Genomic DNA, 12010 nt, shown 5'->3' on the forward strand with positions numbered 1-12010 from the left:
CGTCAGACCTTTTGCGAGATGCGCAGCGCTTGGGCGAGATCGTCGATGATGTCGCTTGCCGTCTCGATGCCGACCGACAGCCGCACCAGCTCCTCGCCGATGCCGGCCGCCTTGAGCTGCTCGGCATCCATCTGCTGATGCGTGGTCGAGGCCGGGTGGATCACCAGCGTCTTGGCGTCGCCGACATTGGCGAGATGGCTGATCATGCGCAGCGATTCGATGAACTTGCGCCCCGCCGGTCGGCCGCCCTTGATGCCGAAGGAAACGATTGAGCCGGCGCCGCGCGGCAGCAGGGTCTTGGCGAGCTGATAGTCGGGATGCGTCTCCAGCGAGGGATGCAGCACCCAGTCGACGGCCTTGTTGGATTTGAGTGCTTCCAGCACGAGATGCGTGTTCTGCATGTGGCGGTCCATGCGCACCGGAAGCGTCTCCACGCCCTGGAGCAGCTGGAACGCATTGGTCGGCGACAGGCAGGCGCCGAAATCGCGCAGGCCTTCGGTGCGTGCCCGCATGATGAAAGCCGCCGTGCCGAACTGCTCGTCGAAGACGATGCCGTGATAGCCGCCATAGGGCTCGGTCAGCACGCCGAATTTGCCGGAGCCGCGCCAGTCGAAGCGGCCGCCGTCGACGATGGCGCCGCCGATCGCGATGCCATGGCCGCCGATCCATTTGGTCGCCGAATGCATCACGATGTCGGCGCCGAGCTCGATCGGTCGGCTGAGATAGGGCGTGGCAAAAGTGTTGTCGATCAAGAGCGGGATCTTGGCCTCATGCGCGATCGCCGCGACCTTGGGAATGTCGAGCACCTCCAGCCCGGGATTGCCGATGGTCTCGCCGATCACGAGCTTGGTGTTCGGCTTGATCGCGGCGCGGAACGCGTCGAGGTCGCGCGGCTTTACAAAGGTTGTGGTGATGCCGAAGCGCGGCAGCGTGTGCGCGAGCAGGTTGATGGTGCCGCCATAGAGCGAGCTCGACGCCACGATGTGATCGCCGGCGTTGAGCAGCGTCGCGATGGCCAGATGCAGCGCGGCCATGCCGCTCGCGGTGCAGATCGCGCCGACGCCGCCTTCCAGCGCCGCGAGCCGCTCTTCCAGCACGCCGGTGGTCGGATTGGAGATGCGGGTATAGATGTGGCCGGCGCGCTCCAGATTGAACAGCGCCGCGGCGTGATCGGAATCCTGGAACACGTAGGACGTGGTCTGGTAGATCGGCACCGCACGGGCGCCGGTCACGGGATCCGGATGCTGGCCAGCATGCAGGCTCAGGGTCTCGAAAGCAGGCGGTTTTGGCGCGGGCATGCGTGGCCTCGTTGGTGGGTCGGCGATGGCGGCTCTTGTGCCACAAAACGAGGGACCACGTCAGCCCATTGACAGCGCCGCCTGGCCCCGGATGGCCTGCTCGATGGCGCGTGCCTCCCGCAACAGTATCTCCGCGACCTCCTGCTCGCGGCGGGGGCCGAGCCTGGTTCGAACGGCGGAGACCGTGATTGCAGCGGCGGGTTGTCCGTCCGGGGTCTTGATCCAGGTCGAGATCGACTTGGTGCCCTGCACGAGGCCGATTTCTCTCATGTTGTAACCCCGCCGCCGCGCTGCGGTGACCTGGCTCGTCACGGCACCCACGTCGGTCCGGTAGGCCTCGAACCGCTTCTCGTTCGCTGCGACGATCTTTCGCGCGTCCTGCGCCGGCATTGCTGCAAGGATGGCGACGCCTGCGCTGGAGACGCCGAGCGGCCGGCGCGCGCCGATCTCGATCGACAGCACCTGGATCGGATAGACGCCGATCCGGCGATCGACGCACAGCGTGTCGTTGCCGGTGCGCACCGTCAGGAACAGCGTGTCGCCGATCTCGGCGGACGCGCGCTGCAGCGACGGATTTGCTGCGACCAGCAGCCGCGAGGGCCGCGGCCGCGCCAGCGCCAGCTCCGGCACCTGGTTGCCGATGGCGTAGCGGCCGCTCTTGCCATGCCGCTCGACGATGCCTTCCTCGATCAGCACGTGGACGATGCGATGCACGGTCGGGCGGGTGAGGCCGGTCGCGCGCACCACGTCGGCCAATGGCACACCGTCTTCGCGACCGGCGGCAAGGATGCGCAGCACGGCGAGCGCGCGCCGGATCGCCTGCGCGCCCTGTCGCGGCTCAACCGCGCCGCGGGTGGATTTTACCGAACGCCTCTTGTCCATGATATGGACAAGAACGCCACAATTCACTCGACAGGGCAAGCGCGCATCTGGAGATTGCGCTCCGATCGGAATGCCATGCGAAACGTCAGGCATTCGACGTGAGTTGGAAGCGCCGCCGGGAGGTTAACATGAGATTAATCTGGATTGCCATAGCTGCCGTCACTGCGATGCTGGCCGGGCCCGCATCGGGCCAGGAATGGCCGGCGCGTAACGTGAAGCTGATCGTGCCCTATCCGGCCGGCGGCAATGTCGACAGCGCGGCGCGCATCGTCGCCGACAAGCTTCAGGAAAAGCTCGGCCAGCCCTTCGTCATCGAGAACAAGGCCGGCGCCGGCGGCATGATCGCGGGCGAGGCCTTCGCGAAATCGGCGCCCGACGGCTACACGCTGTTCGTCGGCGCCAACGGTCCGGTGCTGTTCGCGACCGAGATCAACAAGCGCGACGCCTACAACTGGAAGAAGGACTTCCTCCCGATCTCGACGATCTCGATGACGCCGCTGGTGCTCGAGGTGCATCCCTCGGTGCAGGCGACGAACTTCAAGGAGTTCATCGATCTCGCCAAGCGCGAGCCCGGCAAGCTGACCATGGCCTCGCCCGGTCCGGGCACCACCAACCATCTGCTCAGCGAGCTGATGCAGTCCAACCTCGGCCTGCAATGGGTCACCGCGCACTACCGCGGCAACGCGCCGGCGATCAACGATCTGCTCGGCGGTCAGGTGCAGTTCGCGTTCGACCAGCTCACGGTCAGCCTCCAGCACATCAAGGCCGGCCTGTTCCGCGCGCTGGCTGTCACGAGCCCGCACCGCCTGAAGTCGCTGCCTGACGTGCCGACCTTCGCCGAGCTCGGCTACAAGGATTTCGACGGCCAGACCTTTACGGGCCTGTTCGCGCCCGCGGGCACGCCGGCGCCGATCGTGGACAAGCTGCACGAGACGCTGGTTGCGATCCTGAAGGACCCCGCCGTGATCGACAAGTTCGAGAAGCTCGGCGGCGAAGCCACGCCGATGACGCCAAGCGAGTTCAAGGCCTATCTGGAGCGCGAGGATGCCAAGTGGATTCCGGTCGTGCGCAAGGCCAACATCAGGGCTGATTGATCGATGCGGATCGATCCCGCCGAGCTCGGCGCCGAGCGCATCTACCGGCTGATGACCGGCATCGTGGTGCCGCGCCCGATCGCCTGGGTGACGAGCCTGTCGCGAAGCGGCGTGCTCAACCTCGCGCCGTTCAGCGCCTTCACCTTCGTCTCGCAGAAGCCGCCGATGCTCGCCATCAGCGTCGGCCGCAAGGGCGCCGATTACAAGGACACCGCGCACAACATCCTCGACACCGAGGAATACGTCATCCACATTGCCGATACCCCGCTGATGTCCGCGGTGCATGACAGCTCCGTCGAGCATCCGCCTGAAGTCAGCGAGGTCGAGCATCTCGGACTCGAAACGCTGCCCTGCGACCTCATCAAGGTGCGGCGGCTCGCCGCCGCGCCGGTCGCGATGGAATGCCGCTTCCGGCAGTGCCTCGAGTTCGGCGAGGCCCGCAGCCGGCTGATCGTCGGCGAGGTCGTGATGTTTCACCTGCGCGACGGCCTCGTGAACGACGGCAAGGTCGAGACCAGGGCGCTCGACCCGATCGCCCGCATCGGCGGGCCGCGTTACGCGAGCCTCGGCGAGATCGTGACGCTGAACTCCGTCTTCCAGACTCCCAAATCGACCGACTGAGCGCGCAGCTCCGGCGGCGCCGCGACCCCATTGGAGAACCACCATGCGACTCGCAAGCTATCTCTTGGACGGAGAGCCGCGCTACGGCGCGGTCGTCGAAGGCGGTGTCGTCGATCTGACGAAACGGATCGGCCGCGACTTTTCCGATCTGAAGGCGCTGATCGCGGCCAACGCGCTGCCCGACGCGCAGGAGGCGGTTGCCGGCGCCGCGCCGGACCACGCACTGGAAAAGCTCGTCCTGCTGCCGCCGGTGCTGGCGCCGGAAAAGCTCTGGTGCATCGGCGTCAACTACGCCGAGCGCAACGCCGAATATAAAGACAATTCGGACCTGCCCAAATATCCCAGCCTGTTCGTCCGCAGCATGTCCTCGATGACCGGCTCCGGCCAGCCGCTGGAGAAGCCCAAGGTTTCCGAGCAGCTCGACTATGAAGGCGAGCTCGTCATCGTGATCGGGCAGGGCGGCCGCCACATCCCGCGCGAACAGGCGTGGTCGCACATCTTCGGCATGACCCTGTGCAACGAGGGCACGATCCGCGACTGGCTCCGCCACGGCAAGTTCAACGTCACGCAGGGCAAGAACTTCGACCGCTCCGGCAGCATGGGCCCGTGGATCGTCACGGCGGACGAGCTCGACCCGCGCGGGCCGCATGACATCGTCACGCGCGTCAACGGCGAGGTCCGGCAGCAGGACAGCACCGAACGGCTGATGTTCCCGTTCGACTATTTGATCTCCTATCTCTCCACCTTTGCCACGCTGAAGCCCGGCGACATGATCGTCACGGGTACCCCGACCGGCGCAGGCGTCCGCTTCGATCCGCCGCGCTGGCTGAAGGTCGGCGACGTCGTCGAGGTCGAGTCGAGCCGCATCGGCGTGCTGCGCAACACTGTGGCCGCGGAGTAATAAGCCATGCTGGATGCTGCGACGATCGAACGCCTCGCCGCGCGCCTCGATGAAGCCGAGCGCACCAAGACGCTGATTCCGATGTTCACGAAGGAGTACCCCGACTTCAGCATCGAGGACGCCTACGCGATCCAGCGCGCCTGGACCAGGCTTCAGCTCGGTCGCGGCCGCGTCATCAAGGGCCACAAGATTGGCCTCACCTCGAAGGCGATGCAGAACGCGGTCGGCATCTCCGAGCCCGATTACGGCGTGCTGTTCGCCGACATGTTCTATGCCGATGCGACGCCCATCCCGTTCGACCGCTTCCACGCGCCGCGCATCGAGGTCGAGCTCGCCTTCGTGCTGAAGGCGCCGCTGCGCGGGCCCGACTGCACCATCTTCGACGTGCTCAACGCCACCGACTACGTCACGCCTGCGCTGGAAATCCTGGAGACGCGGATGCATCGCGTCGATCCGGAGACGGGCAAGACGCGAAAAGTCATGGACACGATCTCGGACAACGCCGCGAACGCCGCGCTCGTGCTCGGCGGCCGTCCCTTCCGTCCCTTGGATGCGGATCTGCGCTGGATCGGCGCGCTCCTGTTCCGCAACGGCGAGGTCGAGGAGACCGGCCTTGCCGCCGGCGTGCTCAATCACCCCGCCAACGGCATCGCCTGGCTCGCCAACCGCCTCGCACCGCACGACGAGCATCTCGCCGCAGGCGAGGTCGTGCTGGCGGGATCGTTCACGCGTCCCGTCGACATCCGCCGCGGCGACACCTTCCACGCCGATTACGGCGCCTTCGGCTCGGTGTCGTGCCAGTTCGTCTGAACCAACAACAAGGGAGCGCACAATGTCAGATCAGAAGCGGCGCAAGAGCATCCACATCGGGGGCTTCAAGCACGCCAATCCCATTCCGAACGCCTGCCGCATCGGCAATCTCGTGATGTCGGGCGTCATCCTCGGTCGCGACCCCGCGACCAATACGATGCCCGAGAGTCTCGACGCGCAATGCGCCAACATGTTCGCGCATATGAAGGCCACGGTGGAAGCGGCCGGCGGCACCACCGACGACATCATCAAGATGACGGTGTGGCTGAAGGACCGCAGCAATCGCGGGCCAGTCAATGTCGAGTGGCTGAGGATGTTTCCGGACGAGCATTCGCGCCCGGCGCGCCACGCGCTGCCGATGGACAACATGGACGGCGGCGCGCTGGTGCAGTGCGACTTCACCGCCGTGATCGACTGAGGGAGTTTCGCATGCCGACCTATCTGCCGTTCGATCCCAACCCGCGCCGCCCGAGCAAGGCGCCGCCGCCGAAGACCGTGGACAGCCAGTTTCACGTGCTGGGTCCCATCGACAAATATCCGGAGCGTCCCGGCGCCGCCTATCGGATGCCGACCGCGACCTGGGAAGCAGCGCTGCGCATGCACAAGGCGCTCGGCATCGAGCGCGGCATCATCGTGCAGACCACGACCTATGGGGCCGACCATGCCGTCGTGCTCGACGGGCTCAAAGCGATGGGTCCGAACTACCGCGGCTGCGCCAATGCGCTGGTGTTCGCCGAGGCGAGCGACGCCTATCTCGCGAAACTCCACGATGCCGGCGTGCGCGGCGCGCGCTTCAGCTTTCGCCAGGAGCTTGGCGCCGTGCTGTCCGACGCCGATTTCGCCCGCGCGATGGCGCGCATCCGCGAGCTCGGCTGGTACGTCAAGATCCAGCCGGAGAAGGACGGCATCATGTCGAGCGTTGCCAAGTACGAGAATCTCGACGTGCCCGTGCTGATCGACCACATGGCGCGCCCCGATCCCGAAGCCGGCAACGCCGATCCGAACCTGCGCAAGATGCTCGAGCTGCTCGCCAAAGGCAATTTCTGGGTCATGCTCTCGCTTGGCGAGAAGACCTCGAAGGTCGGCGCGCCCTACGACGACGTGATCCCGATCGCGCGCGCCTATATCGAGGCCGCTCCCGACCGCTGCGTCTGGGCCAGCGACTGGCCGCATCCGGTCTCGGTGAAGCAGCCGCCGAACGATGCCGATCTGCTCGAGCTGATGTACCGCTACGCGCCCGACCAGGCGGAGCTGGAGAAGATCCTGGTGCACAATCCGGCCAAGCTGTTCGGCTTTCCGGATTAGCCGGAGCGTTTGCGACAGGGGGACGCAAGTTGATTGTCTCGGCACAGAGAAACCTGCATCGTCAGGTTTGGCGGGCCACGTTGGCTTGCATCGCAAGCGTCGTCTCCATCGCCACGGCAGTCGCCGGTGAGACGATCGCGCCGGTGACCGCGTGCGATCGGCTTCAGGCCGAGTCGGGCGCGGCGATGCGTGTCAGCGAGGCGCAGGCACGGCCGGCGTCGGGCGGCTTGCCCGCGCATTGCGAGGTGATCGCATATCTCGACGAACGAACCGGCGCCGACGGCCAGAAGTTTGCGATCGGCCTGCATCTGAGACTACCCGACGCCTGGAACGGCCGCTTCGTGTTTCAGGGGCAGGGCGGCACCGACGGCGTCCTCGGCAACGGCGATGCGCAGCCCGGCGGCGGGAAGCCGAGTGCGCTCAATCAGGGCTACGCGACGGTCACGACGGATGCCGGCCACAGCAATGCGCCGGGGCCGCTCGGCGGCGCCAGCTTCGGCCTCGATCCGCAGGCGCGGATCGATTTCGGCTATCGCGCCGACGATCAGGTGACCCGGCGCGCAAAGCAACTCATCCAGACCTATTACGGTCGCCCGCCGAACTACTCCTACTTCCTCGGCTGCTCCAATGGCGGGCGTCACGGCATGATGGTCACGCAGCGCTATCCGGATCATTTCGATGGCGTGGCCGCGGGCGCACCGGCTTTCCGAATGCCCGAGAAGGGCCTTGCTGGCGCCGCGTCGACACAAGCTTTTGCGGCGATCTCACCCACGGCGCCGGACGGCCGGCCAATCCTGGCGCAGGCCTTGTCGCAGGCCGACATGGATTTGCTCTCCAAGTCGATCCTGCAGTCCTGCGACGAGTCCGACGGCCTTGCCGACGGCATCATCGACAACATGCCGGCCTGCCGCTTCTCCCCGCGCAAGCTGCAATGTCCGGCCGAAAAGACCGCGAGCTGTCTGTCCTCAGGCCAGGTCGCAGCGCTCGAAACCTATTTCCAGGGACCGGCCACGGCGCAGGGCCGCCGGATCTATGCGTCCTATCCCTATGATGCCGGCGTTGCCACGGAGGGCTGGCGGCGCTGGATTCTCGGCACGGCGCCCGACAGCCGCGTCAACGCCTTCAACGTCTCCTTTGGTGCGACCTTGGCCTATCTCTACATGACGCCGCCGCAATCGCCCTTGGCCAACGAAGCGGAGGCCGTTTACGACTTCTATCGCTCCGTCGACGTCACGGACGCCCATGCGAAAATCTTCGGCACCAGCGCGACGATGCCCGAGAGTTCGGTGCAGACAATCTCCGCCAACTCGGTCGACCTTTCCGGGTTCCGTGCGCGGCGCGGCAAGCTCTTGCTCTATCACGGCGTCAGCGATCCCACTTTTTCCGCGCTTGATACCGTGGACTGGTACAAGCGCCTCACGAGCGCGGTGGGCGCAGAGAAGGAGACGGCCGACTTTGCCCGCCTCTTCCTCGTGCCGGGCATGAACCATTGCTCGGGAGGCCCCGCCACCGACAGTTTCGACGTGCTGACACCGCTGGTCGCCTGGGTTGAGCAGGGACGCGCGCCCGAGCGCATCGAGGCCCGCGCGGGTGCGAAAACGCCATGGCCGGAACGTAGCCGGCCGCTGTGCCCCTATCCGCGCCAGGCGCGCTATCTCGGCCATGGCAGCATCGAGAAGGCCGAGAACTTCACCTGCGCTGCGCCTTAGGCGGCCGCGAGGCGACCGGGGCTCACGCGACCGGCTGTTTCGCGATCCGATCCCGCACCTCGGCCGCGATCTCGAACGAGCGCAGCCGGGCGGCGTGATCGTAGATCTGCCCCGTCGTCATCAATTCGTCCGCGCCGGTTTCAGTGATCAGCGCCTTCAGCTTCTCTTCCACCACATCAGGCGAGCCGACCGCGGAGCACGACAGCGACTGGCCGACGCCGGCCTTCTCCGCCGGCGACCACAGCGCGTCCATGTCGCCGGTCGGCGGCGGCAGCGGCCCCGGCGTACCACGGCGCAGATTGATGAATTGCTGTTGCAGCGATGAGAACATCCGCCACGCCTCCTCGTCGGTGTCCGCCGCGAACACGTTGACGCCGATCATCGCATAGGGCTTGTCGAGCTGCGCCGAGGGCTCGAAGCGCGCGCGATATTCGCGCAGTGCCGGCATCATCATCTGCGGCGCGAAATGCGAGGCGAACGCGAAGGGCAGCCCGAGCATCGCGGCAAGCTGCGCACCGAAGGTGCTCGATCCCAGGATCCACAGCGGCACCTTGGTCCCCATGCCGGGCACGGCGCGGATCGCCTGGTTCGGCTGCACGTCGCCGAGCAGCGCCTGCAATTCCAGCACGTCATGCGGAAAATTCTCGGACGTGGTCGCGAGGTCGCGCCGCAGCGCCCGCGCGGTGAACTGGTCGGTGCCCGGCGCGCGGCCAAGCCCGAGATCGATCCGCCCGGGATAGAGCGATTCCAGCGTGCCGAACTGCTCGGCGATGACCAGCGGCGAATGGTTCGGCAGCATGATCCCGCCGGAGCCGACGCGGATCGTCTTGGTCCCGCCCGCGACGTGCCCGATCACCACCGACGTTGCCGCGCTCGCGATCCCCGTCATGTTGTGATGCTCGGCGAGCCAGAACCTTTTGTAGCCCCACTTCTCGGCGTGCTGGGCGAGGTCGAGCGAGTTGCGGAACGCCTGCGCGGCGTCGCCGCCCTGGCAAATCGGCGCGAGGTCGAGCACGGAGAAGGGGATCATGCGGGGGGCACCTGAGTGGAGGATCTGCGCGATGATGCGCGTCTGCAAGGGTCACATGTAATGTCGGGAAGACACGGCCGCTCAACAGTTTGAGCCGCCGGCATGGCCGTTCACAACACTGTTATTGCGACCACTGGCGCCCTTCGTCTCAACTGGGCGTTCTGCGCCTGTTGTTGTAGCTTGCGCGAGCAAGAGCCCCGATGCCGGGAGGAACTGACATGACCAACGTCGTACTCGACCGCCGCAGTCTCCTCGCCGCCGGCGGCACCGTCCTCGCAACCGGGGTCCTGGCATCAGGCTTCCCCGGCCTCCTGTTGCCGGCGCGCGCGGACGGCCTCGCACCGACCCAGTCGATGTCGGGCGGGGCCAACAACTACCGCAAGGGCGCGGCGATCGTAGAGCGAATCGGCAAGGGCGGCTTCTGGATGAGCGGCACGGTGCGCCGCGCCGGCGACGGCGCTCCGCTCGCCGGGCAGCGCATCCAGATCTGGGCGCACACGGTCGAAGGGCAGGAGCACGAGCCGCAGAGCCATGGCGCCACGCTCACCGACAAGGACGGCAAGTTCCGGCTCGAGATGCCGCAGATCATCCCGATCTTCGGCCAGCCGCATGGCCATCTCGCCTATGACAGCGGCGAGTTCAAGACCGTCTTCCTGCGGCCGGTGATGCGCAGCGCCAAGGACACCAGCCTCGAGGCGCACTTCGTGCTGCAGCCGGCCTGAGCTGACCTGAAAATGAGGGGATGGAGATCGGCCCGGGCGAGCCTGATCTGGGCCGCCCTTGTCCTGGCCATTGGCGTGCCGGTCGCCGCTGCTGCGGCAAGCGAGCAACTCGCATGGCGCGGCCCGGTCTACATCCTCGCCGGCTTCGCCGGGATTATCGCCCTCGGTCTCGTGCTCATGCAGCCCCTGCTGATCGGCGGATATCTGCCGGGCCTGTCGGCCTATCGCGGCCGGCGCGCCCATCACTGGATCGGCGGCGCGCTGGTGCTGGCGGTGGTGATTCACGTCGCCGGCCTCTGGTTCACCAGCCCGCCCGACATGATCGACGCCCTGACCTACGCATCGCCGACGCCGTTCTCCCCCTTCGGCGTGACCGCCATGTGGGCCATCTTCATCGTCGCGCTTCTGGCGGCCCTGCGCCGGCGGTTGGGGCTGCGGCTCCGAACCTGGCGCATCGTCCACATTCCGCTCGCGATTGTCATCGTCGCAGGCAGCGTGGTGCATTGCCTGCTGATCGAGGGGACGATGGAGACGATCTCGAAGGCCGTGCTGTGCGTGCTGGTGGTCGCCGCAACTGCAAAGGTCATGATTGACCTGCAGGTCTGGCGAAAGCGAAGGACGCTGCGCGGGGAGAGCCCGTAGCCCGGATGGAGCGCAAGCGAAATCCGGGGCAACTGCATCCGTGGTTGATGGCCCCGGATTACGCTTGCGCTCCATCCGGGCTACGCCGCTCTGCTTGTCGTGCAGGGTGACGCGGCATATCCTTGCACCATGACCGTCACCATCCCCGATCTGAAGGCGTTCCTGCTCGCCACACCGTTCTTCGGCGGTCTCCCGGAGCCGAGCCTCGACCTCCTGATCTCAATGCTGGTCGAGCGCCGCTTCGATGCCGGAGCAACCGTCGTGGCGGAGGGCGAGCCGGGACGCTCGATGTTCATCGTCAAATCCGGCCGGCTGGCGGTGAGTAAGCGGGCCAGTTCGGGCAGCGTCATCCCGCTTTCCGGCCTTGAGCGTGGTGATTTCTTCGGCGAGATGACGCTGATCGAAATGCAGAACCGCTCGGCCACGGTGGTCGCGGAGAGCCCGACCGAGCTGTACGAGCTGACGGCCCAAAAGCTCTACGCCTGCTACAAAGCCGATATCCACGCCTACGTGCTCGTCCTGCAGAACATCAATCGCGAGCTGTGCCGGCGGCTGCGGCGGGCAGATGATCGGTTCGCGGCACGGCAGGTGGGTGGCTCGATCGATGGTGCGCAGGACGGATAGAGCTGTTGCGAAACCATCATGTTTCGCCACTGCGCAAGGCTCGATGGGGCTTGGAAATCACGACTTATCGTGCGCGTACTTCTCCAAGACCAGCCGATCATATTCATCTCGCACGGCTCTTCGCGAAACATGCCCTTTCCGGTCTTTGGCGATTTTCAGAAGGTCGGGATCAGTCGGTGCCCGCCGCCTGAATCTCGCAAAGAGCCGGGTCGGAGGCGACGACGTCCTTCCAAACAGCCGGTCAAACCATTCCATGGTGTCCTCCCGGACGGACCGCAGGTTACGACATTATCACCATGAAATTAGGGGTCAAAAGGACAGCGTGACTGCATCTTTGCGAAGAGCGTAGGATGGGTAGAGCGCAGCGAAACC

The 12010-nt window shown here is 66.1% G+C and carries 13 protein-coding genes; 10 read left to right on the top strand and 3 right to left on the bottom strand.

Translation table 11 applies throughout. The features are described 5' to 3' along the window. Nucleotides 1–2 precede the first annotated feature (2 nt). Nucleotides 3–1298 carry an O-acetylhomoserine aminocarboxypropyltransferase gene (locus tag AX729_RS08610; protein WP_061022020.1) on the bottom strand — a complete coding sequence of 432 codons (1296 nt, stop codon included), beginning with the start codon at nucleotides 1296–1298 and terminating at the stop codon, nucleotides 3–5. 60 nt (nucleotides 1299–1358) lie between these two features. Then, the gene (locus AX729_RS08615) at nucleotides 1359–2180 is read right to left on the bottom strand and encodes an IclR family transcriptional regulator (protein ID WP_061022022.1); all 822 of its coding nucleotides are present in this window, start codon (nucleotides 2178–2180) and stop codon (nucleotides 1359–1361) included. Between the two features lie 128 nt (nucleotides 2181–2308). On the opposite strand from AX729_RS08615, the gene AX729_RS08620 reads away from it, so the two are divergent. From AX729_RS08620 to AX729_RS08650, 7 genes are all read left to right on the top strand, one after another. Next, a complete protein-coding gene (locus AX729_RS08620; protein WP_061022024.1) occupies nucleotides 2309–3274 on the top strand; it encodes a Bug family tripartite tricarboxylate transporter substrate binding protein in 966 nt (321 codons plus the stop codon). Between the two features lie 3 nt (nucleotides 3275–3277). Further along, nucleotides 3278–3895: a flavin reductase family protein gene (locus AX729_RS08625; protein WP_061022025.1), complete on the top strand. Its 618-nt coding sequence runs from the start codon at nucleotides 3278–3280 to the stop codon at nucleotides 3893–3895. 43 nt (nucleotides 3896–3938) lie between these two features. Then, nucleotides 3939–4796: a fumarylacetoacetate hydrolase family protein gene (locus tag AX729_RS08630; protein ID WP_061022027.1), complete on the top strand. Its 858-nt coding sequence runs from the start codon at nucleotides 3939–3941 to the stop codon at nucleotides 4794–4796. Nucleotides 4797–4802: 6 nt separating this feature from the next. Beyond that, on the top strand, nucleotides 4803–5606 hold the full coding sequence (gene hpaH, locus AX729_RS08635; protein ID WP_061022029.1) for a 2-oxo-hept-4-ene-1,7-dioate hydratase: 804 nt from the start codon (nucleotides 4803–4805) through the stop codon (nucleotides 5604–5606). Between the two features lie 22 nt (nucleotides 5607–5628). Continuing rightward, nucleotides 5629–6024: a RidA family protein gene (locus AX729_RS08640; protein ID WP_061022032.1), complete on the top strand. Its 396-nt coding sequence runs from the start codon at nucleotides 5629–5631 to the stop codon at nucleotides 6022–6024. 11 nt (nucleotides 6025–6035) lie between these two features. Beyond that, nucleotides 6036–6911: an amidohydrolase family protein gene (locus AX729_RS08645; protein ID WP_061022033.1), complete on the top strand. Its 876-nt coding sequence runs from the start codon at nucleotides 6036–6038 to the stop codon at nucleotides 6909–6911. Nucleotides 6912–6991: 80 nt separating this feature from the next. After that, nucleotides 6992–8620 (top strand): tannase/feruloyl esterase family alpha/beta hydrolase, encoded by a 1629-nt coding sequence (locus tag AX729_RS08650; protein ID WP_245325094.1) that lies wholly within the window; start codon nucleotides 6992–6994, stop codon nucleotides 8618–8620. 22 nt (nucleotides 8621–8642) lie between these two features. On the opposite strand, the gene AX729_RS08655 is transcribed toward AX729_RS08650, so the two are convergent. Continuing rightward, entirely contained in the window at nucleotides 8643–9650 is a 1008-nt protein-coding gene (locus tag AX729_RS08655; protein ID WP_061022140.1) for an LLM class flavin-dependent oxidoreductase, read from the bottom strand. A gap of 218 nt (nucleotides 9651–9868) precedes the next feature. On the opposite strand from AX729_RS08655, the gene AX729_RS08660 reads away from it, so the two are divergent. The 3 genes from AX729_RS08660 to AX729_RS08670 all read left to right on the top strand — a co-directional run bounded on the left by AX729_RS08660 (nucleotide 9869) and on the right by AX729_RS08670 (nucleotide 11638). Further along, entirely contained in the window at nucleotides 9869–10372 is a 504-nt protein-coding gene (locus AX729_RS08660; protein WP_061022036.1) for a peptidase associated/transthyretin-like domain-containing protein, read from the top strand. A 12-nt stretch (nucleotides 10373–10384) separates the two neighbouring features. Beyond that, nucleotides 10385–11014, top strand: a complete 630-nt coding sequence (locus AX729_RS08665) for a ferric reductase-like transmembrane domain-containing protein (protein ID WP_061022038.1) — start codon at nucleotides 10385–10387, stop codon at nucleotides 11012–11014. Between the two features lie 129 nt (nucleotides 11015–11143). Beyond that, the gene (locus AX729_RS08670) at nucleotides 11144–11638 is read left to right on the top strand and encodes a Crp/Fnr family transcriptional regulator (RefSeq protein ID WP_061022040.1); all 495 of its coding nucleotides are present in this window, start codon (nucleotides 11144–11146) and stop codon (nucleotides 11636–11638) included. Nucleotides 11639–12010: the final 372 nt, after the last annotated feature.

Origin of the sequence: Bradyrhizobium sp. CCH5-F6 (genome assembly GCF_001556045.1) — a bacterium.
Lineage (GTDB): Bacteria > Pseudomonadota > Alphaproteobacteria > Rhizobiales > Xanthobacteraceae > Bradyrhizobium.